This window comes from Pseudomonas sp. PsB (assembly GCF_043658375.1).
Classification (GTDB): domain Bacteria; phylum Pseudomonadota; class Gammaproteobacteria; order Pseudomonadales; family Pseudomonadaceae; genus Aquipseudomonas; species Aquipseudomonas putida_Z.
Genome location: NZ_JBIGLU010000006.1, coordinates 42,271 through 62,827 on the forward strand (window position 1 = coordinate 42,271; position 20,557 = coordinate 62,827).

The window sequence follows — 20,557 nt, forward strand, 5'->3', positions numbered from 1 at the left end:
TTGGAGAGCACGCCATGTGGCAAAGCTATCTCAACGGCATGCTCGTGGCCTTCGGCCTGATCATGGCCATCGGTGCACAGAACGCCTTCGTCCTCGCCCAGAGCTTGCGCCGCGAGCATCATTTGCCGGTGGCGGCACTGTGCATCGTCTGTGACGCCATCCTGGTAGCAGCCGGTGTGTTCGGCCTGGCCACCGTGCTGGCGCACAACCCGACGTTGCTGGCGATCGCCCGCTGGGGCGGGGCGGTGTTCCTGATCTGGTACGGCGCCAAGGCTTTGCGCAGCGCCTGCTCCAGGCAGAGCCTGCAGCACCAGCAAGGCCAGGGTGCGCGCTCACGCCGCGCGGTACTGCTCAGCGCCCTGGCGGTGACCCTGCTGAACCCGCACGTATACCTCGACACGGTGCTGCTGATCGGCTCGCTGGGCGCCCAGCAGGCTGCGCCTGGCGCCTACGTGGCCGGCGCTGCCAGCGCCTCGCTGCTGTGGTTCTCGACCCTAGCGATCGGTGCCGCCTGGCTAGCACCTTGGCTGGCTCGGCCGGCGACCTGGCGCATGCTCGACCTGATGGTGGCGGTGATGATGTTCGCGGTGGCGGCGCAGTTGATCTTCAACTGACCTCGGCTCACCACAACATCTTTATCGCCTGTGAGATCGAGCGCCGCCCGCGCGGCGCTTCGCAGCACAAGGCTGCTCCTACATCTGTTTTGGGCCAGCAATGCCTGCACCAACGCGCGCGACCGCCTTGTTGGTCCGACACGATATCGAGGTGAACACTAAGGGGCCGAGCGCGCCTGCCTCAGGAATGACTGGCCTGAAACAGATGTAGGAGCAGCCTTGTGCTGCGAAGCGCCGCGCGGGCGGCGCTCGATCTCACAGGCGCTACAAGCGTTAAGCCGAACACCACCGGTCGGCACACCCCGACCGCTCTGGAACCTCTATTCCCTATCTTTGTTGCGTGGTTATGCGCCGGGCCCGGTGCTATGATCCAGCCCTTGCGTCGCAAAGAGTACAAACTCGCCGACGCTCATCGGGCCGCCCGTGATCGGCCTTGCGCAAACCGCAAACAGACCTGAATCAGGAGATCCACCATGGCTTTTGAATTGCCGCCGCTGCCGTACGCCCACGATGCCCTGCAGCCGCACATCTCCAAGGAAACCCTGGAGTATCACCACGACAAGCACCACAACACCTATGTCGTGAACCTGAACAACCTGGTCCCAGGCACCGAATTCGAAGGCAAGACCCTGGAAGAGATCGTCAAGAGCTCTTCGGGCGGCATCTTCAACAACGCCGCTCAAGTCTGGAACCACACCTTCTACTGGAACTGCCTGGCACCAAACGCCGGTGGCCAGCCGACCGGTGCCCTGGCTGACGCCATCAACGCCGCTTTCGGTTCCTTCGACAAGTTCAAGGAAGAGTTCACCAAGACTTCGGTTGGCACCTTCGGTTCCGGCTGGGGCTGGCTGGTGAAGAAGGCTGACGGTTCCCTGGCCCTGGCCAGCACCATCGGCGCCGGCTGCCCGCTGACCAGCGGCGACACCCCGCTGCTGACCTGCGACGTCTGGGAACACGCCTACTACATCGACTACCGCAACCTGCGTCCGAAGTACGTCGAGGCGTTCTGGAACCTGGTCAACTGGGCCTTCGTTGCCGAGCAGTTCGAAGGCAAGACCTTCAAGGCCTGAGTCATTCAGCCCTGAACGAAAAACCCGGCCCGGTGCCGGGTTTTTTTATGCCTGTACCGGCCTCTTCGCGGGCACGCCCGCTCCCACAGGGATAGCATCAGGTCCACAGGCGGCGCCCTACCTGTGGGAGCGGGCGTGCCCGCGAAGGGGTCACCACAGATTTCACCTTCAACCCACCAGCAAAGGCTTGCTCAGCCCGCATAGCACGCTAACATCAAACCTCTGGAAGATTGTTACAGCGCATTCAAGTTGCGGGGTCAGGCAACCGATACACTATTGATGGTCGGCCGATAGTGTATCGTCATCGTTGATGGCAAAATGATGCCATGCGCATGGATTAAGGAAACCCCATTGAAGCTGGAATTGCGGAACAGCTTGTCGGTCAAGTTGCTCAGGGTCGTGCTGCTGTCGGCGCTAGCGGTCGGTGTCGTGCTCAGCTGTGCGCAAATCGTCTACGACACCTACAAGACCCGCCAGGCCGTGAACAACGATGCCCAGCGCATCCTCGACATGTTCCGCGACCCCTCGACCCAGGCGGTATACAGCCTCGACCGCGAAATGGGCATGCAGGTGATGGAAGGCCTGTTCCAGGACGAATCGGTACGCATGGCCTCCATCGGCCACCCCAACGAAACCATGCTGGCGGAAAAGTCCCGCCCGCTGCAGGACATGTCCATGCGCTGGCTGACCGACCTGATCCTCGGCCAGGAACGTACCTACACCACGCAACTGGTCGGCCGCGGCCCCTACAGCGAATACTACGGCGACCTGAGCATCACCCTGGACACCTCGTCCTACGGCGAAGACTTCCTGATCAACGCCGTGATCATCTTCATCTCCGGTGTGCTGCGGGCCCTGGCCATGGGCCTGGTGCTGTACCTGGTCTACCACTGGCTGCTGACCAAACCGCTGTCGAAGATCATCGAGCACCTCACCCAGATCAACCCCGACCGCCCAAGCCAGCACCAGCTGCCGCTGCTCAAGGGCCACGAGAAGAACGAGCTGGGCCTGTGGGTAAATACCGCCAACCAGCTGCTGGCCTCGATCGAGCGCAACACCCATCTGCGCCACGAGGCGGAAAACAGCCTGCAACGCATGGCCCAGTACGACTTCCTCACCGGCCTGCCCAACCGCCAGCAGTTGCAGCAGCAACTGGACAAGATCCTCGTCGACGGCGGCCGCCTGCAACACCGCGTGGCGGTACTGTGCGTAGGCCTGGACGACTTCAAGGGCATCAACGAGCAGTTCAGCTACCAGGTCGGCGACCAGCTGCTGCTGGCCCTGGCCGACCGCCTGCGCGCCCACAGTGGCCGCCTGGGCGCCCTGGCACGCCTGGGTGGTGACCAGTTCGCCCTGGTGCAGGCCAATATCGAGCAGCCCTACGAGGCGGCCGAACTGGCGCAGAGTATCCTCGACGACCTGGAAGTGCCGTTCGACCTCGACCACCACCAGCAGATCCGCCTGCGCGCCACCATCGGCATCACCCTGTTCCCGGAAGACGGCGACAGCACCGAGAAGCTGCTGCAGAAAGCCGAACAGACCATGACCCTGGCCAAGGCCCGTTCGCGCAACCGCTACCAGTTCTACATCGCCAGCGTCGACAGCGAGATGCGCCGCCGTCGCGAGCTGGAAAAGGACCTGCGCGAAGCCCTGCCGCGCAACCAGCTGTACCTGGTTTACCAGCCACAGATCAGCTACCGCGACCACCGCGTGGTCGGTGTCGAGGCATTGCTGCGCTGGCAGCACCCGGAGCTGGGCATGGTGCCGCCAGACCAGTTCATCCCCCTGGCCGAACAGAACGGCAGCATCATCAGCATCGGTGAATGGGTGCTCGACCAGGCCTGCCGGCAATTGCGCGAATGGCACGACATGGGCTTCAGCGAGCTGCGCATGGCGGTCAACCTGTCCACCGTGCAGCTGCACCACAGCGAACTGCCGCGGGTGGTCAACAACCTGCTGCAGGCCTATCGCCTGCCGCCGCGCAGCCTGGAACTGGAAGTCACCGAGACCGGCCTGATGGAAGACATCAGCACCGCCGCCCAGCACCTGCTGAGCCTGCGCCGCTCCGGAGCATTGATTGCCATCGACGACTTCGGCACCGGCTACTCGTCGCTCAGCTACCTGAAATCGCTGCCGCTGGACAAGATCAAGATCGACAAGAGCTTCGTCCAGGACCTGCTGGACGACGATGACGACGCCACCATCGTTCGCGCCATCATCCAGCTGGGCAAGAGCCTGGGGATGCAGGTGATCGCCGAAGGCGTGGAAACCGCCGAACAGGAAACCTACATCGTCGCCCAGGGCTGCCACGAGGGCCAGGGCTACCACTACAGCAAGCCGCTGTCGGCCCGTGAGCTGACCAACTTCCTCAAGCAGGCACAGCGAAACCAGGTTTCGATGCTCTGAGCCGCCTGCCCGGTTACAGGCCGTGACCGGCATTTACACGAATTGCATGCCCGCCCCCTTTACAGCAAATGCAAATCTTTCGCATGATGTTGCGGTTTCGCGTGCCACGGCGCACGGTCCACCCCTTGGTCCAACCACACGACGCAGGAAAACCAATAATGATTCGAATGCCTCTGGCCTCCGCCAGTCTGCTGGCCATTGCCATCGCTCTCGCCGGTTGCGGTGAAGGCAAGGACGACAAGGCCGCCGCGCCGCAAGCCCAGGCACCTGCTGCCGCCAGCACCACCGCTGCGGCGCCCGGGGCTGTCGACGAAGCCGCCGGCAAAGCCGTGGTCAAACATTACGCCGAGCTGGTCTACGCCGTGTACAGCGACTCGCTGAGCACCGCCAAGACCCTGCAGACCGCAGTCGACGCGTTCCTGGCCAAGCCCAACGACGAAACCCTGAAGGCAGCCAAAGAAGCCTGGTTCGCCTCGCGCGTACCGTACCTGCAGAGCGAAGCCTTCCGCTTCGGCAACACCATCATCGACGACTGGGAAGGCCAGGTGAACGCCTGGCCGCTGGACGAAGGCCTGATCGACTACGTCGACAAGAGCTATGAGCACGCCCTGGGCAACCCGGCGGCCAACGCCAACATCATCGCCAACACCGAGATTCAGGTGGGCGAAGAGAAGATCGACGTCAAGGACATCACCCCCGAGAAGCTGGCCAGCCTGAACGAACTGGGCGGCTCCGAGGCCAACGTCGCCACCGGCTACCACGCCATCGAGTTCCTGCTCTGGGGCCAGGACCTGAACGGCACCGGCCCGGGCGCGGGCAACCGTCCGGCGTCGGACTACCTGGAAGGCAAGGGCGCCACCGGTGGCCACAACGACCGCCGCCGTGCCTACCTGAAAGCGGTCACCGACCTGCTGGTCAAGGACCTCGAAGAGATGGTCGGCAACTGGGCACCGAACGTCGCCGACAACTACCGCGCCAAGCTGGAAGCCGAGTCGGTCAACGACGGCCTGCGCAAGATGCTGTTCGGCATGGGCAGCCTGTCGCTGGGCGAACTGGCTGGCGAACGCATGAAGGTTTCGCTGGAAGCCAACTCGCCGGAAGACGAGCACGACTGCTTCAGCGACAACACCCACTACTCGCACTTCTACGACGCCAAGGGCATCCGCAACGTCTACCTGGGCGAGTACACCCGCCCGGACGGCAGCAAGGTGACCGGCCCGAGCCTGTCGTCGCTGGTGGCCAAGGTAGACCCGGCCGCCGACGCCACCCTCAAGGCCGACCTGGAAGCCACCGAAGCCAAGATCCAGGTGATCGTCGACCACGCCCTCAAGGGCGAGCACTACGACCAGCTGATCGCTGCCGACAACGCAGCCGGCAACCAGATCGTGCGTGACGCCATCGCCTCCCTGGTCAAGCAGACCGGTGCGATCGAGCAGGCCGCGGGCAAGCTGGGCATTGCCAACCTGAACCCGGATACCGCGGATCACGAGTTCTGATCCTGCTGTAGCGGTTCTGAAAGAGGCGGCCTTCGGGTCGCCTTTTTTGCTTCCGGCCCTATCGCCGGCAAGCCAGCTCCCACAGGTACCCCACAGGGCTCAAGGGCTGTGAAGTACCTGTGGGAGCTGGCTTGCCGGCGATAGGGCCCGACCAGGCAACCACAGACCATGGCCAACTGACACCGATTTCATCCAGCAATTGCAAATTGCTCTTATTCAAACTCCCTCACCCTGCTAAGCTTGCACGCCGGTTTTTCGCTCACGCCCAGGATTCTCGATGTCCTTGTCGCTGTCCCGACTCTCCCCCCTGCTGCTGGCCTTTGCCCTCGCCGCCTGTGACGACGCCCCGCGTTTCACCCAGGCCGAGCCCGGCGAAGCATTGTCGGGCGGCAAAGCCACCGTGCAGCGCACTGACCGCAATGCCTATTCCCTGCCCTCGGCCAACCTCTCGCCCGAGCGGCGCCTGGACTTCGCCGTAGGCAACAGCTTCTTCCGCAACCCCTGGGTGATCGCCCCGTCCACCACCACCGCCCGTGACGGCCTGGGCCCGCTGTTCAACACCAATGCCTGCCAGAACTGCCACGTGCGCGACGGCCGCGGCCACCCGCCAGAGCCGGGCGACAGCAACGCCGTATCGATGCTGGTACGCCTGTCGATCCCCGACCAGCCTTACTTGGCCAAGGTGGTCGAACGCCTCGGCGTGGTGCCGGAGCCGGTCTATGGCACCCAGCTGCAGGACATGGCCATCCCCGGCGTGACGCCGGAAGGCAAGGTGCGGGTGAGCTACACCAGCGAAACGGTGTCGTTCGAGGACGGCCACCAGGTCGAGCTGCGCAAGCCGGCCCTGCAGATCACCCAGCTCGGCTATGGCGTGATGCACCCCGACACGCGCTTTTCGGCGCGGGTGGCGCCGCCAATGATCGGCCTGGGCCTGCTCGAAGCCATCCCCGAAGCCGACCTGCTGGCCAACGAAGACCCGGATGACCACAACCGCGACGGCATTCGCGGCCGGGCCAACCGGGTGTGGGACGATGCCCTGGGCAAGACCGTGGTCGGCCGCTTCGGCTGGAAGGCCGGGCAGCCCAACGTCAACCAGCAGAACGTGCACGCCTTTGCCGGCGACATGGGCCTGACCACCACCCTGCAGCCCAACGACGACTGTACCCCGGCGCAGGCCGATTGCCTGGCCGCGCCCAACGGCGACGGTGCCAATGGCGAGAAGGAAGTCAGCGACAACATCCTGCGCCTGGTCACCTTCTACACCCGCAACCTGGCCGTGCCGGCCCGCCGCGACGTGGGCTCGCCGCAGGTGCTGGCAGGCAAGAACCTGTTCTACCAGGCCGGCTGCCAGGGCTGCCATACACCGCAGTTCACCACCGCCGCCAATGCCGCCGAGCCGGAGCTGGCCAACCAGCTGATCCGTCCCTACAGCGACCTGCTGCTGCATGACATGGGCCCGGGCCTGGCCGACGAGCGCACCGAATTTGCCGCCAACGGCCAGGACTGGCGCACCCCGCCACTGTGGGGCATCGGCCTGAGCGAAACGGTCAGTGGCCACAGCCAGTTCCTGCACGACGGCCGCGCCCGCAACCTGCTCGAAGCCGTGCTCTGGCACGGTGGCGAGGCCGAGGCGGCACGCAATTTCGTACTCACTTTCAATGCCGAGCAGCGTGCCGCGTTGCTGGCTTTCCTGAACTCACTTTAAAAAGCGCAAAGGAGCCGGGCATGTTCCGACCCAAACTGTTGTTCACCAGCCTCGCCGCACTCGCCCTCGGCGCCTGCTCGCCGCAGGACCCGCAAGCCGTGACCTCCGCTGCCATCGCCAAGCAGGTGATCCTGCCCACCTACAGCCGCTGGGTCGAAGCCGACCGCACGCTGGCCGCCAGCGCCCTGGCCTACTGCGAAGGCAAGGAAACCCTGGACAAGGCCCGTGCCGACTTCCTCAACGCGCAAAAGGCCTGGGCCGAGCTGCAACCGCTGCTGGTCGGCCCGCTGGCCGAAGGCAACCGCGCCTGGCAGGTACAGTTCTGGCCCGACAAGAAGAACCTGGTCGGCCGCCAGGTCGAGCAACTGGTCAACGCCGACCAACCGGTCGATGCCGCGGCCCTGGGCAAGGCCAGCGTGGTGGTACGTGGCCTGTCGGCCTACGAGTACATTCTGTTCGACAGCAAGCCGGACATCGCCACAGCCGAGCAGAAAGCCCGCTACTGCCCGTTGCTGGTGGCCATTGGTGAACACCAGAAGGCCCTGGCCGAAGAGATCCTCAAGGGCTGGAACAGCACCGACGGCATGCTCTCGCAGATGACCAAGTTCCCCAACCAGCGCTACGCCGACTCCCACGAGGCCATTGCCGACCTGCTGCGCGCCCAGGTCACCGCCCTGGACAGCCTGAAGAAAAAGCTCGGTGCGCCGATGGGCCGCCAGAGCAAGGGTATCCCGCAGCCACTGCAGGCCGAAGCCTGGCGCAGCCACAGCTCGCTCAAGAGCCTGGAGGCCAGCCTCAAGGCCGCCGAAGCGGTCTGGGTCGGGGTCGACAACCAAGGCCTGCGCGGCTTGCTGTCCAGCGATCAGAAAGCCCTGGCGGACAAGATCGATGCCGCCTACGCTGCCTCGCTCAAACTGCTGGCCGCCAACCAGAAGACCCTGGGCGAGCTGCTGGCCGACGACGCCGGCCAGCAAACCCTGAACCAGATCTACGACAGCCTCAACGCCGTCCACCGCCTGCACGAAGGCGAGCTGGCCAAGGCGTTGAACATCCAGCTGGGCTTCAATGCCAACGACGGTGACTGATCATGCTGCGACGCCAGGCCCTCAAACTCGGTAGCGTATTGCTCAGCGCCCTCACCCTGGGCGGCTGGAGCCTGTTCCGCAACAAAGGCAGCGAGCCCCTGCTGCTGTCGGCGCGTGACGACGGCGACGGCAAGCACTATGCGGTCGGGTTCCGCCTGGACGGCACCCAGGTGTTCAGCACCCAGGTCGCCCAACGTTGCCATGCCATCATCCATCACCCGGACCTGCCGATCGCCCTGTTCGTCGCCCGCCGTCCCGGCACCGAAAGCTACCTGGTCGACCTGCGCGACGGGCGCCTGCTGCAGACCGTCACCTCGCAGCCGAACCGGCACTTCTACGGCCACGCGGTCATCCACAAAGGTGGCGAATGGCTGTATGCCACCGAGAACGACACCACCGACCCGGGGCGTGGCGTACTCGGTGTGTACCGCTTCGAAGGCGAGCGCCTGGTGCACACCGGGGAGATTCCGACCCACGGCATCGGCCCGCACGAAGTGGCCTGGCTGCCGGACGGCGAAACGCTGATCGTGGCCAACGGCGGTATCCGCACCGAAGCCGAAAGCCGGGTGGAGATGAACCTCGACGCCATGGAACCGAGCCTGGTGCTGATGCAGCGCGACGGTACCCTGCTGAGCAAGGAAACCCTGGCCCAGCAGATGAACAGCGTGCGCCACCTGGCAGTAGGCAGCGATGGCACCATCGCCGCCTGCCAACAGTTCATGGGCGATGCCGATGAAACCGCAGAGCTGCTGGCGATCAAGCGCCCGGGCGAGCCGTTCAAGGCCTTCCCGGTGCCGGAGCGGCAGTTGCAGGCCATGGCCCAGTACACCGCCAGCGTGGCTATCCACAGCGAGCTGCGGCTGGTGGCGCTGACCGCGCCACGGGCCAACCGCCTGTTCGTCTGGGACCTGGACAGCGGCGCGGTGCGGCTGGATGCGCCAATGCCCGATTGCGCGGGGGTGGGCGCGGTACAGGACGGCTTTGTCGTCACCTCCGGGCAGGGCCGTTGCCGGTTCTATGATTGCCGCAAGGCCGAGCTGGTCGGGCAACCGATGAACCTGCCGTCGGGTTTCTGGGACAACCACCTGCATCTGGTCTGATTTTTCTGCTGCCTTCACCGGCCTCTTCGCGGGCACGCCCGCTCCCACAGGGGCCGCGCAACCCACTGACTGCGCGGTTCCTGTGGGAGCGGGCGTGCCCGCGAAGGGGCCGGCCCAGGCATTCCACTCCCCTTCCCCCCAAAAACAGTCAATACTTCCCCCATCCACACGTGGGCAGGATCGCCCGTTGTCGTGTCTAAGCGAATAACAACCGCATCCAAGGAACCGGACCTATGCTGCGCCGCCGCATGCTCATCATGTTGGCCGTGGTTCTGCTGATCGTGCTGGCCCTGGGGGGCTACAAAGCCTTTTCGATCTACCAGCAGATCCAGATGTTCACTGCCCCCAAGCCGCCCATCACCGTGGCGGCCGCCTTGGCCGAACAGCGCCCGTGGCAAGAGCGCCTGCCCGCCGTCGGCAGCCTCAAGGCGCTACAGGGCGTGGAGCTGAGCCTGGAGGTGGAGGGTATCGTCAAGGCCCTGCATTTCGACTCGGGCCAGCAGGTCAAGGCCGGGCAACTGTTGCTGCAACTCAACGACGACCAGGAAACCGCCCTGCTCGGCACCGCCCAGGCCGACCTGGGCCTGGCCAAGGTAGATTTCGGACGTGGCAGCCAGCTGGTCGGCGACTCGGCCATCTCCCGCGGCGAGTTCGACCGCCTCACCGCCCAGTACCGGCGCAACCAGGCGGTGGTCGACCAGCTCAAGGCATCGAAGACCAAGAAGAGCATCAGCGCCCCGTTCAGCGGCACCATCGGCATTCGCCAGGTGGACGTCGGCGACTACCTCGCCGCCGGCACGGTGATCGCCACCCTGCAGGACACATCCAGCCTCTACGTCGACTTCAACGTACCGGAACAGGCCCTCCCGCACCTCAGCCTGGGCCAGCAGGTGCTGGTGCAGGTGGCCGCCTACCCGGGCCAGACCTTCCCAGCCAGCCTCAGCGCCATCAACCCCAAGGTCGAGGAAACCACGCGCAACCTGCTGGTGCGCGCGACCATGGCCAACCCGGACGGCAAGCTGCTGCCGGGCATGTTCGCCAGCCTGCTGATCCTGCTACCCAACCCGCAGCCACAAGTGGTAGTGCCGGAAAGCGCCATCACCTACACCCTGTATGGCAACTCGGTATACGTCGCCACGCCGAAAAAGGACAAGGACGGCAAGCCGGAAAACGACGACAAGGGCCAGCCGCAGCTCACCGCCGAGCAGCGCACGGTGCAGACCGGCGAGCGCCGTGACGGCGTGGTGGTGGTCAGCAAGGGCCTGCAGGCCGGGGAACAGGTGGTCACCGCCGGCCAACTGAAGCTCACCCCCGGCGCCGCGATCCGCATCGGCCAGGACAAAGCCCTCAAGCCCGCACAGGGCGCGCCGGGCAAGGACTGACAGGAGGCTGGCATGGCGTTCACCGACCCGTTCATCCGCCGCCCGGTGCTGGCCAGCGTGGTCAGCCTGCTGATCCTGCTGCTGGGCTTCCAGGCCTGGAACAAGCTGCAGATCCGCCAGTACCCGCAAATGGAAAACGCCCTGATCACGGTGACCACCGCCTACCCCGGCGCCAACGCCGAGACCATCCAGGGCTATATCACCCAGCCGCTGCAGCAAAGCCTGGCCAGCGCCGAAGGCATCGACTACATGACCTCGGTGAGCCGGCAAAACTTCTCGATCATTTCCATCTACGCCCGCATCGGCGCCGACAGCGACCGGTTGTTCACCGAACTGCTGGCCAAGGCCAACGAAGTGCGCAACAAGCTGCCCCAGGACTCGGAAGACCCGGTACTGAGCAAGGAAGCCGCCGATGCCTCGGCGCTGATGTACATCAGTTTCTACAGCAAGGAGATGAGCAACCCGCAAATCACCGACTATCTGTCACGGGTGATCCAGCCCAAGCTGGCGACCCTGCCGGGCATGGCCGAAGCGGAAATCCTCGGCAACCAGGTGTTCGCCATGCGCATCTGGATCGACCCGGTGAAACTGGCAGGCTATGGCCTGTCGGCCACCGACGTGACCAATGCCGTGCGCCGCTACAACTTCCTTTCCGCGGCCGGCGAGGTGAAGGGTGAATACGTGGTCACCAGCATCAACGCCAGCACCGAGCTGAAGTCGGCCGAGGCGTTCGCCGCCCTGCCGGTCAAGACCAGTGGCGACAGCCGCGTGCTGCTGGGCGATGTGGCACGGGTCGAGATGGGGGCGGAAAACTACGACACGGTCAGCTCGTTCGACGGCACCCCATCGGTGTACATCGGCATCAAGGCCACACCGGCCGCCAACCCGCTGGACGTCATCAAGGAAGTGCGGCGCATCATGCCCGAGCTGGAAAGCCAGCTGCCCTCGGCACTGAAGGTATCGATCGCCTACGACGCCACGCTGTTCATCCAGGCCTCCATCGACGAAGTGATCAAGACCCTCGGCGAAGCGGTACTGATCGTCATCGTGGTGGTGTTCCTGTTCCTAGGTGCCCTGCGTTCGGTGCTGATCCCGGTGGTGACCATCCCGCTGTCGATGATCGGCGTGCTGTTCTTCATGCAGATGATGGGCTACTCGCTCAACCTGCTGACCCTGCTGGCCATGGTGCTGGCCATCGGCCTGGTGGTGGACGACGCGATTGTCGTGGTGGAGAACATCCACCGGCACATGGAAGAAGGCAAGTCACCGTTCGACGCCGCCCTCGAGGGCGCCCGCGAAATCGCCATGCCGGTGGTGTCGATGACCATCACCCTGGCGGCGGTGTATGCACCGATCGGCTTCCTTACCGGGCTCACCGGCGCGCTGTTCAAGGAGTTTGCCCTGACCCTGGCCGGTGCGGTGATCATCTCCGGCATCGTTGCCCTCACCCTGTCACCGATGATGTGCGCCCTGCTGCTGCGCCAGGAACAGAACCCCAGCGGCCTGGCCCACCGCCTGGACATGCTGTTCGAACGCCTGAAGGTGCGCTACCAGCGCCTGCTGCACACCACCCTCGACAGCCGGCCTGTCGTGCTGGTGTTTGCCGTGATCATCCTGTGCCTGATTCCGGTACTGCTGAAGTTCACCCAGAACGAACTGGCGCCCAACGAGGACCAGGGGGTGATCTTCATGATGAGCAGTTCGCCGCAGCCGGCCAACCTTGATTACCTCAACGCCTATACCGACGAATTCACCCCGCTGTTCAAGGCTTTCCCCGAGTACTACTCATCGTTCCAGATCAACGGTTTCAATGGCGTGCAGACCGGCATCGGCGGCTTCCTGCTCAAGCCCTGGAACGAGCGCGAGCGCACGCAGATGGAGTTGCTGCCGCTGGTGCAGAGCAAGCTCGAGGAAATCAGTGGCCTGCAGATCTTCGGCTTCAACCTGCCGTCGCTGCCCGGCACCGGCGAAGGCCTGCCATTCCAGTTCGTGATCAACAGCGCTGGCGACTACCCGGCACTGCTGGATGTGGCCCAGCGCATCAAGGCCCGCGCCCAGGAATCCGGCAAGTTCGCTTTCCTCGACATCGACCTGGCCTTCGACAAGCCCGAGGTGGTGGTGGATATCGACCGGGCCAAGGCGGCGCAGATGGGGGTGTCGATGGACACCTTGGGCAGCACCCTTGCGACCTTGCTGGGCGAGGCGGAAATCAACCGCTTCACCCTCGAAGGCCGCAGCTACAAGGTGATTGCCCAGGTCGAGCGGCCGTACCGCGACAACCCCGGCTGGCTGAACAACTACTACGTGAAGAACGACCAGGGCCAACTGCTGCCACTATCCACCCTCATCACCCTCACCGACCGCGCCCGCCCGCGCCAGCTCAACCAGTTCCAGCAGCTGAACTCGGCGATCATCCAGGGCGTGCCCATGGTCAGCCTGGGCGAGGCGCTGCAGACCGTGCAGGGCATCGCCCGCGAAGAGGCTCCGGAAGGCTTCGCCTTCGACTATGCCGGCGTGGCGCGCCAGTACGTGCAGGAAGGCAGCGCGCTGTGGGTGACCTTCGGCCTGGCGTTGGCGATCATCTTCCTGGTGCTGGCGGCGCAGTTCGAAAGCTTCCGCGACCCGCTGGTGATTCTGGTGACGGTGCCGTTGTCGATCTGTGGCGCGCTGCTGCCGCTGTTCCTGGGCGTATCGAGCATGAACATCTACACCCAGGTCGGGCTGGTGACGCTGATCGGGCTGATCAGCAAGCACGGCATCCTCATTGTCGAGTTTGCCAACCAGTTGCGTGAGGAGCGCGGCCTGAGCGTGCGCGAGGCGATCGAGGAAGCCGCGGCGATTCGCCTGCGGCCGGTGCTGATGACCACGGCGGCGATGGTGTTCGGCATGGTGCCGCTGATCCTGGCGACCGGGGCGGGGGCGGTAAGCCGCTTCGACATCGGTACGGTGATTGCCACCGGGATGTCGATCGGCACGCTGTTTACCCTGTTCGTGTTGCCTTGTATCTACACCCTGCTGGCGCACAAGGCGGTTGCCAGGGAAACATCGGTTGCCTGAACCGGCCTCTTCGCGGGCTCGCCCGCTCCCACAGGTGCGGCACCAGTTTCAGGACCGGTGCCATCCCTGTGGGAGCAAGCAAGCCCGCGAAGAGGCCGGCAAGGCAGATGCAAAAATGCCAAAGGCCCCGCAATCGCGAGGCCTCTGGCATTTCCATCTACACCGGGTTCAACCGAACGGCCGCAACCCCTGGCGCATGCCGAACAGGAACAGCAACAAGTCCTGGTCCGGCGCGGCCTCGGCCTGTTGCTGCGGTTTCACATCCCGCGGCAACGCGCACTGGTCGGCCAGCTCGGCCTTGCTGAACACTGTCGGCCTCGGCTCTTCCCACGCAGCCACCGCTGCGGTGGTCACCGCCAAGCCAGCTACCAGGAACAAAGCTCGAGCTATTTCTAGTTTCATTGCCCTAACCCTTTGACAGCGCTGCCAAACGCCATCTGGTAAAAGTAGAGCAGTGTTTGCCATTCCGCGTCATTGATCGACGAATGGCGGCGCAGCTGGCGCAGGTCATTGCCCGCCGCGCGCTGGCAGCTGATGCGCCGCCGGCATTTTTCCAGGTCCAGCAGGGCGACCTCGACCCGGGCCTGCTCGCCCTCGCCAATCACCTTGATGAACACGTGCTTGCCATACAGGCAGCCGTGCTGCCAGTGCCCCAGGTGCATGCGCGCCAGGTTGTCCGCCAGGTCCTTGAGCATGCGCTCATGCACCACCTGCGGGTAACGCTCGCGGGCACCTTCGGCATGCCAGGTGTCGAGTTCGACGAAGCCGTCGAGTGCTTCGCTAACCAGCAGCGCACGCCACTGCTGGTCGGCACCACGCTCGGCGCCACAGAAGACGATGCGCGGTACACGCACGCCCAGTTGCTCGAAGCTGTTCAACGCATCGAGTTCACGCAATACGGTCGGCCGGCCGAAAGGGTGCAGCAGGCTACGGTAGATATGCCCGACCTGGCGCTTGGCATACAGCAGCTTGCCATTGCCATCGTCGAGGCGTTGCACACCACTCTCGCCACCACGGCGCTGGTTAGGCTCCTCGACCCACTCGCCCTGCTGGCGCCAGTAAAAATCGAACCGCGACTCCCCTCTCTGGGCTACAGCCATCAAACACTACCCCTTACGCAATACATAGACCCGCCACATGGCATAGAACGGCAGGAAGTCGAGGCGTTCCTGGATTCTGAAGCCGGCGGCTCGGAATTCTTCTTCGACCGTGTCGGCCGGTAACACAAAACGGTTCTGGTAATTGTCCTGGTCGCCCTTTCTGGCGCTGCGACGCTGTTCCAGCTTTTTCCGGCGCCAGGCCTTGAAGTTGCCATCCACCCACAAGGACAGGATCACACTATCACGGCTAACCCGTTGAAATTCCGACAGAATGGTCTTTCTGTGCGCCGCTTCGCCAATGTGGTGGAACAAGCGCATGCAGAAAATGCTGTCCACCGAGTTGTCCGGCAAGTCGATGGCAAACGCCGAAGTCTGCAAAGGGCGTACCCGTGCAACCACCTCTGGCGCTTGCGCGGTACAGGCTGTCTCAATCATCGCTTCGGAGTTGTCGGCGCCGATGATCACCCGGTTGGGCTTTTCTGCCAGCAATGGCCAGAAGCGGCCGGCACCGCATGGCAGGTCGAGGACTAGCCCAGGCTCACCAGCCAATGCCAAGGCGCGACGCGCCAGTTGCTCATCACGCTTGTGGGAAAGGCGTCGCGCCAGGCCATCCTGGTGCTTGAGAAAGTACTCGCGCGCATGTTCTTTGTCGTACTTCTCGGAAAATTCAAGCTTGATGGGGCTACGCATTGGGCATCTCCTGACTCCATTCCGCCCACATTAGGTAAGCAAGCGTAGGAATCAGGTCATGCTGATGTGAAAAATATGTTGAGCGCCGCATGACCTGTTACAACAGATTACTCGACCAAAGCCTCCGGGTCGCCCTTGGCCGCGGTATTGCTCAGGTCCACCATGAAACGGCAGCCGTGCGGCAAGGTCGAGGTCAGGGTGACATGCCAGCCCTGGTCGTCGCAGATCCGCTGTACCAACGACAGGCCCAGGCCCAGGCCCTCGCCGCGCCGCTCATCGCCGCGCACGAACGGCCGGAACATCGCCTCGCGCTGCTCCTCCGGGATACCCACGCCGCTGTCCTCCACGCTGAAGCCGTTGGCTTCCAGGCTCAGGCGGATGTAGCCACTGTCGGTGTAGTGCGCGGCATTGCGCAGCAGGTTGCCCATCACCGACTGCAGGAAGGTGGCGTTGTACAGCACCGGGCTGGCACTGACGCGACCATCGAAATACAGGGCCAGGCCCTTCTGTTCGATGGTGTCGCGCCAGACCCCGACCAGTTCGTCCGCCACTTCCCGCAGGGTGGCCCGCGAAGCCACGGCGCCCTCGTCGCGCTGTGCCCGGGCCAACATCAGGAAGGTCTTGACCAGTTCGCGCATTTCTTCCGTGGCCCGCGCCACGCGCTCCACCTGGCTGCGCGAGCGGGCGTCCAGCGTCGGGTTTTCCATCAGCAGTTCGCACGAGGTGGCCAGCACCATCAAGGGCGTGCGCAGTTCATGGCTGACGTCGCTGGTGAACAACCGTTCGCGGGTCAGCGCATCGCGCAGGCGGCCCAGGGTATCGTCGAAGGCTACCGCCAGCTGGCCGACTTCGTCCGCGGCATAGTCCGGCGCCAGCGGCGGGGCCAGGCCCAGCAACTGGTCACGGTGGCGTACCTGGCGCGCCAGGCGGATCACCGGCGCCATCACTCGGCGCGCCACCAGCCAGCCGAGGATGACCGCCAGCACCAGGCTGAGCAGGAAGCCCACCACCACCACCGCGAACAGCACGCGCTCGCGCTCCTCGAAGTCGCTCTGGTCCTGCAGCAGCACATAGCGGCGGCCATCGACGATCTCGACCATGGCGTGGTACGACAGCTGATCGCGGAATACCTCGTGGAAGCCGCGGTCGAGGTGGCGCAGGTCCTTGGGCAGCTCGAAGTCGTCACGCCCGCCGCTGAAGTAGAACAGCTGGTCGGGACGTGGCCGGTGGCTCCAGTCGCTGACGCTGTCCATGCGCAGCAGGCGTTGCAGGTCACCGCCCAGCACCGAGGAAATCAGCCGCTCTTCGACCAGGTGCACGGTGCCGACGATGCCGAAGGCGAAGGCCCCGGCCACCAGCGCGCTCATCAGGGCAAAGGCGATGATGATGCGCTGGGCAAGGCTTTGCTTAAACTCCATCACGGCCCTCGGCGAGGCGATAGCCGACGCCATGGACGGTATGCAGCAGCGGTTTTTCAAACGGCTTGTCGATCACCTGGCGCAGCTGGTGCACGTGGCTGCGCAGGCTGTCGCTGTCAGGGCAGTCATCGCCCCACAGGGCTTCTTCCAGCACTTCGCGACGCAATACGTGCGGGCTCTTCTGCATCAGCACCGCCAGCAGCTTGAGGCCGACCGGGTTGAGCTTGAGCAAGCGGCCCTGGCGGGTGACTTCGAGGGTGTCGAGGTCATAGCTGAGGTCGGCCACCTGCAAGGTGCGGCGCCCGCCACCCTGGGCCCGGCGCAGCACCGCCTCTATGCGAGCGGCCAGCTCCGACAGGGCGAAGGGCTTGAGCAGGTAATCGTCGGCACCGGAGCGGAAGCCTTGCAGGCGATCGTCCAGTTGGTCGCGGGCGGTGAGCATGATCACCGGCGTATCGCGGCGGGCGTCTTCGCGCAGGCGCTTGCACAGGGTGTAGCCGTCGATGCCCGGCAACATGATGTCGAGCACGATCAGGTCGTAGTGCTCGGTGGCTGCCAGGTGCAGGCCGGACAGGCCATCCTGGGCGCAGTCGACGGTGTAGCCCTTCATGCCCAGGTAATCGGCCAGGTTGGCCAGGATATCGCGGTTGTCTTCAACCAAAAGAATGCGCATCGGTTTCTCCTGTGCGGCGCTTCTCGCTGTGGTGCGCGGCAGGCGCAGCTTAAGGCCTATGCCTGCAGGGTGCCAGCCCCAGGGAAAATTCAGCGCACTTGACGGTTTTTTCACTGATCCTTCACGGACACAGGATAGCGGGCGGCCGACAATGCCCGATCTTTTTCGCGCCCTGGAGCCGTCATGCAGCAACCAACCCGCCCTCGCCCGATCAATTTCTGGCTGTACCTTGGGCTACCCCTGGCGACCGCGCTTGGCCTGATCCTGCTGGAACTGACCTCGGTCGACATGGACATTGCCAACCTGTTCTTCGACCCTGCTGCCGGGCAATTCATCGGCCGCCACAGCTATTTGCTGGAGAACATCCTGCATGACCGGGTCAAACAGGGGGTGATCCTGCTGGGGGTGATGTCACTGGTGACCTTTGCTGCCAGCTTCTTCTGGAAGCGGCTGTTCGGCTGGCGCCGTGAGCTGGGCTGCCTGGTACTGGCACTGGGCCTGTCCACGGCGTTTGTCACACCGCTGAAGAAAGTGACCCAGGTGCAATGCCCGTGGAGCCTGACCCAGTTTGGCGGGAAGGAAACCTACAGCAAGCTGCTGGAACCGCGGCCGGCGACCGACAAACCCGGGCTGTGCTGGCCGGGCGGGCATGCCGCCACCGGGTTCTGCCTGTTCGGGCTGTTCTTCATGTTGCGTGATCGCAAACCGAGGCTGGCGCGGGTGGCGTTGACGGTGGCCTTCGTCGCCGGGTCGGTGCTGTCGCTGGGGCGGATGATGCAGGGGGCGCACTTCCTTTCGCACAACGTGTGGACGGCGGTGTTCTGCTGGTTGATCGGCTTGGGGTCGTATTACCTGGTTCTGTATCGTCGGGGAATGGCTGAGGTGCCTGCTGCCGAGCGTAGCGTCGCCTGACCCAGGGGCCGCTTTGCGGCCCTTTCGCAGCACAAGGCTGCTCCTACAAGAGTACGAGATCGTCTGTAGGAGCAGCCTTGTGCTGCGAAAGGGCCCTCACAAGGAAAACAAAAAAGCCCCGGTTCTCGCGAACCGGGGCTTTTCATGGTGCAGGGGGTAAGGCTGGCTTACATCATGCCGCCCATGCCACCCATGCCGCCCATGTCAGGCATGCCAGCAGCTGGCTTGTCTTCCGGCAGGTCGGCAACCATGGCTTCGGTGGTGATCATCAGACCGCCGATCGAAGCAGCAGCTTGCAGCGCCGAACGGGTGACCTTGGCTGGGTCCAGGATGCCCATCTCGATCATGTCGCCGTATTCGCCGGTAGCAGCGTTGTAACCGAAGTTACCCGAACCTTGCTTGACCTTGTCAGCGACAACGCTTGGCTCGTCGCCGGCGTTGGCAGTGATCTGGCGCAGCGGCGCTTCAACGGCGCGACGCAGCAGGGCGATACCAACGTTCTGGTCTTCGTTGTCGCCTTTGAGGTCGGCAATGGCAGCCAGGGAGCGAACCAGGGCCACACCACCGCCAGGCACCACGCCTTCTTCAACGGCTGCACGGGTAGCGTGCAGGGCGTCTTCAACGCGGGCTTTCTTCTCTTTCATTTCAACTTCGGTGCCGGCACCGACCTTGATCACGGCAACACCGCCAGCCAGCTTGGCCAGACGCTCTTGCAGCTTCTCACGGTCGTAGTCCGAGGAAGTCTCTTCGATCTGGGCACGGATCTGCTTGACGCGTGCTTCGATCTCGGTGTCGGCGCCAGCGCCGTCGATGATGGTGGTGTTTTCCTTGGACAGGATGACGCGCTTGGCGTTACCCAGGTGCTCCAGGGTAGCGGTTTCCAGGGACAGGCCGATTTCTTCGGAGATGACCTGGCCGCCAGTCAGGACGGCGATGTCCTGCAGCATGGCCTTGCGACGGTCGCCGAAGCCCGGAGCCTTGACCGCAGCAACCTTGACGATGCCGCGCATGTTGTTGACTACCAGGGTAGCCAGGGCTTCGCCTTCAACGTCTTCAGCAACGATCAGCAGTGGGCGGCCGGCCTTGGCAACGGCTTCCAGAACTGGCAGCAGCTCACGGATGTTGGAGATCTTCTTGTCGACCAGCAGCAGCAGCGGGCCTTCCAGCTCGGCAACCATGGTGTCCGGCTTGTTGACGAAGTACGGCGACAGGTAGCCACGGTCGAACTGCATGCCTTCCACGACCGACAGTTCGTTTTCCAGGCCCGAGCCTTCTTCAACGGTGATCACGCCTTCTTTACCGACTTTTTCCATGGCTTCGGCAATGATTTCACCGATGGAGTTGTCGGAGTTGGCGGAGATGGTACCTACCTGGGCGATGGCCTTGGAGTCGGCGCATGGCTTGGACAGGTTCTTCAGCTCGGCGACGACGGCAGCGGTGGCCTTGTCGATGCCGCGCTTCAGGTCCATCGGGTTCATGCCGGCAGCGACGGCTTTCAGGCCTTCGTTGACGATGGCCTGAGCCAGGACGGTAGCGGTGGTGGTGCCGTCACCGGCAGCGTCGTTGGCCTTGGAAGCAACTTCCTTGACCAGCTGGGCGCCCATGTTCTCGAAGGCGTCTTTCAGCTCGATTTCTTTGGCGACGGAAACGCCGTCCTTGGTGATGGTCGGCGCGCCGAAGCTCTTGGCCAGCACCACGTTACGGCCTTTCGGGCCCAGGGTCGCTTTTACCGCGTCAGCCAGAACGTTGACACCAACCAGCATTTTCTTACGAGCGGAGTCGCCGAATTTTACGTCTTTAGCAGCCATGATCGTTTAATCCTTGGAATTCTTTGGAGTAACGGGAAGTC

General features: G+C 64.0%; 16 protein-coding genes. 10 read left to right on the forward strand and 6 right to left on the reverse strand.

Annotated elements, in window-relative coordinates; all coding sequences use genetic code 11:
- Positions 1-14: 14 nt before the first annotated feature.
- The 9 genes from ACGLHT_RS10490 to ACGLHT_RS10530 all read left to right on the forward strand — a co-directional run bounded on the left by ACGLHT_RS10490 (position 15) and on the right by ACGLHT_RS10530 (position 13,915).
- Positions 15-614: a LysE/ArgO family amino acid transporter gene (locus tag ACGLHT_RS10490; protein ID WP_003258234.1), complete on the forward strand. Its 600-nt coding sequence runs from the start codon at positions 15-17 to the stop codon at positions 612-614.
- 473 nt (positions 615-1,087) lie between these two features.
- Complete coding sequence (locus ACGLHT_RS10495; protein ID WP_013974076.1) at positions 1,088-1,684, forward strand: superoxide dismutase; 597 nt, start codon at positions 1,088-1,090, stop codon at positions 1,682-1,684.
- Positions 1,685-2,035: 351 nt separating this feature from the next.
- Complete coding sequence (locus ACGLHT_RS10500) at positions 2,036-4,090, forward strand: bifunctional diguanylate cyclase/phosphodiesterase (protein WP_025340519.1); 2,055 nt, start codon at positions 2,036-2,038, stop codon at positions 4,088-4,090.
- Between the two features lie 158 nt (positions 4,091-4,248).
- On the forward strand, positions 4,249-5,586 hold the full coding sequence (locus ACGLHT_RS10505) for an imelysin family protein (protein WP_274120373.1): 1,338 nt from the start codon (positions 4,249-4,251) through the stop codon (positions 5,584-5,586).
- A 277-nt stretch (positions 5,587-5,863) separates the two neighbouring features.
- A complete protein-coding gene (locus ACGLHT_RS10510; protein WP_274120372.1) occupies positions 5,864-7,291 on the forward strand; it encodes a di-heme oxidoredictase family protein in 1,428 nt (475 codons plus the stop codon).
- Positions 7,292-7,311: 20 nt separating this feature from the next.
- On the forward strand, positions 7,312-8,376 hold the full coding sequence (locus ACGLHT_RS10515) for an imelysin family protein (protein ID WP_025340522.1): 1,065 nt from the start codon (positions 7,312-7,314) through the stop codon (positions 8,374-8,376).
- Positions 8,377-8,378: 2 nt separating this feature from the next.
- The gene (locus tag ACGLHT_RS10520) at positions 8,379-9,476 is read left to right on the forward strand and encodes a DUF1513 domain-containing protein (RefSeq protein WP_274078296.1); all 1,098 of its coding nucleotides are present in this window, start codon (positions 8,379-8,381) and stop codon (positions 9,474-9,476) included.
- Between the two features lie 233 nt (positions 9,477-9,709).
- Positions 9,710-10,858: an efflux RND transporter periplasmic adaptor subunit gene (locus ACGLHT_RS10525; protein WP_075046245.1), complete on the forward strand. Its 1,149-nt coding sequence runs from the start codon at positions 9,710-9,712 to the stop codon at positions 10,856-10,858.
- 12 nt (positions 10,859-10,870) lie between these two features.
- Positions 10,871-13,915 carry a multidrug efflux RND transporter permease subunit gene (locus ACGLHT_RS10530; protein ID WP_085692169.1) on the forward strand — a complete coding sequence of 1,015 codons (3,045 nt, stop codon included), beginning with the start codon at positions 10,871-10,873 and terminating at the stop codon, positions 13,913-13,915.
- Between the two features lie 168 nt (positions 13,916-14,083).
- Here ACGLHT_RS10530 and ACGLHT_RS10535 read toward each other — a convergent pair whose 3' ends face one another.
- The 5 genes from ACGLHT_RS10535 to colR all read right to left on the reverse strand — a co-directional run bounded on the left by ACGLHT_RS10535 (position 14,084) and on the right by colR (position 17,796).
- On the reverse strand, positions 14,084-14,317 hold the full coding sequence (locus tag ACGLHT_RS10535) for a hypothetical protein (protein WP_085592097.1): 234 nt from the start codon (positions 14,315-14,317) through the stop codon (positions 14,084-14,086).
- Positions 14,314-15,015 carry a lipopolysaccharide kinase InaA family protein gene (locus tag ACGLHT_RS10540; RefSeq protein ID WP_025340526.1) on the reverse strand — a complete coding sequence of 234 codons (702 nt, stop codon included), beginning with the start codon at positions 15,013-15,015 and terminating at the stop codon, positions 14,314-14,316. The genes ACGLHT_RS10535 and ACGLHT_RS10540 overlap by 4 nt, the downstream gene beginning before the upstream one ends.
- 6 nt (positions 15,016-15,021) lie before the next feature.
- Positions 15,022-15,705: a class I SAM-dependent methyltransferase gene (locus ACGLHT_RS10545; RefSeq protein WP_025340527.1), complete on the reverse strand. Its 684-nt coding sequence runs from the start codon at positions 15,703-15,705 to the stop codon at positions 15,022-15,024.
- A gap of 107 nt (positions 15,706-15,812) precedes the next feature.
- Positions 15,813-17,123 (reverse strand): HAMP domain-containing sensor histidine kinase, encoded by a 1,311-nt coding sequence (locus ACGLHT_RS10550; protein WP_025340528.1) that lies wholly within the window; start codon positions 17,121-17,123, stop codon positions 15,813-15,815.
- Positions 17,113-17,796, reverse strand: a complete 684-nt coding sequence (gene colR / locus ACGLHT_RS10555; protein ID WP_003255215.1) for a two-component system response regulator ColR — start codon at positions 17,794-17,796, stop codon at positions 17,113-17,115. Before colR ends, ACGLHT_RS10550 begins: the two co-directional genes overlap by 11 nt.
- Positions 17,797-17,979: 183 nt before the next feature.
- Here colR and ACGLHT_RS10560 point away from each other — a divergent pair, with 183 nt between their 5' ends.
- Positions 17,980-18,708 (forward strand): phosphatase PAP2 family protein, encoded by a 729-nt coding sequence (locus tag ACGLHT_RS10560; protein ID WP_013974090.1) that lies wholly within the window; start codon positions 17,980-17,982, stop codon positions 18,706-18,708.
- A 167-nt stretch (positions 18,709-18,875) separates the two neighbouring features.
- On the opposite strand, the gene groL is transcribed toward ACGLHT_RS10560, so the two are convergent.
- The gene (gene groL, locus ACGLHT_RS10565; RefSeq protein ID WP_085592107.1) at positions 18,876-20,516 is read right to left on the reverse strand and encodes a chaperonin GroEL; all 1,641 of its coding nucleotides are present in this window, start codon (positions 20,514-20,516) and stop codon (positions 18,876-18,878) included.
- Positions 20,517-20,557 lie beyond the last annotated feature (41 nt).